Here is a 794-nt window from a genome sequence, read left to right on the forward strand (position 1 = left end):
GTCATGGTAGTTCTCCAGATGGGTGTTGCCGGGATGTTGGTGGTTGAGCTGCAGTTTTGCGGGCTCGGTTGCATAGAGGCACGAGGCGTGCCAGGTGCGAAGGTGCGCAGTGGTGATGGGGCGCAGCGGCCGCTGCGTAAGGGAGTTGGTGGGGGGCGTGGGTAGGGGGCGCGCGTGAATTTGTGCGCGCGGGAGACCAGGGGTGATGGGTGCGCGCCAACTCAGCGCGGGAAATGTGTTGGTGTTGTGAAGACAGCTAGCGAGCTAGGTGGTTTTTGGTTGGTACGGTTTGGTTGTGGGTTTTAAGGCGTTGGCCTTTCCTTGTTTTCATGTCGGTATATTGGGGTTGCCCCTGTGCGGGGCAGCACCTACTTTTCTTTGCAGCCGCAAAGAAAAGTAGGCAAAAGAAAGCGGCTCAAACCGCCAGTGTGACGCAGTCCACCACTGCCCTGTAAATCGGAGCGGCTCCGGGGCGTCTGTCATCACGCGCCGTCACCCGGAGTGACTAAGGGCTCATCCATCCGGCGGCGCTCCGCGCGCCGTGGGGCATAACAAAAACCAATGGGATGGGTGCGTATTCGTAGGACTCCAGCATATTCACCCGGAAGTACTCTCGCGAATTCGCCGGGCAGCACGCCCGGTTTTCCTTGCAGACCCTACCGCCCGCGCGTAGCGCGTGGCGGGAAGAATGAGCGCCTTGTCACTGAGGCGGAGTGTGCGAGGCGACGGATGCTCCGGAGCCGCTCCGATTAACGGGCAGTGGTGGACAGCGTCACACTGGCGGTTTGAGCGGC

Source organism: Paraburkholderia silviterrae (assembly GCF_004353915.1).
Lineage (GTDB): Bacteria > Pseudomonadota > Gammaproteobacteria > Burkholderiales > Burkholderiaceae > Paraburkholderia > Paraburkholderia silviterrae.